This window comes from Undibacterium sp. JH2W (assembly GCF_049340425.1).
GTDB lineage: Bacteria > Pseudomonadota > Gammaproteobacteria > Burkholderiales > Burkholderiaceae_D > Undibacterium.
This window is the reverse complement of record NZ_JBMPOT010000078.1, coordinates 1-392: the sequence shown is the minus strand read 5'-3', so window position 1 is coordinate 392 and position 392 is coordinate 1. Positions and strand designations below refer to the sequence as shown.

Genomic DNA, 392 nt, shown 5'->3' with positions numbered 1-392 from the left:
AGCAAATCGATCAGGACATTGCCGCATTGAATAAGGATATTCCCAACCGGGATGAACAAGTCTGTCGCTTGCAATCCATTGCAGGAGTCGGGCTATTAACCAGCTCCTGGCTGGCCAATCTGTTTGACCGCGTTCGTTTCACAAACAGTGATGCTGTCGTTGCATTTGTCGGTATGGATCCACGTCCCTGTGACTCTGGCCAAAAACGTGGACGCAGGAGGTTATCCAAGCGAGGCCCTGCTGAAGGGCGCCGCTTGCTATTTAACGCTGGTATGGCAGCAGCCAAATCAAAGGTGTGGGCACCCTTGTATCAACATTACCGGCGACTTGGCTGGCCCTCAACGGCCGCTATCATGATCATCGCACGTAAAATATTGCGAGTTGCTTTTAGC

The 392-nt window shown here is 51.8% G+C and carries 1 protein-coding gene; it reads left to right on the top strand.

Features of this window, described 5'->3' with window-relative positions; genetic code table 11:
* Positions 1 to 392: transposase (locus tag ACO0LC_RS29190; protein ID WP_423009767.1), on the top strand; the 392-nt coding region annotated here is incomplete at both ends.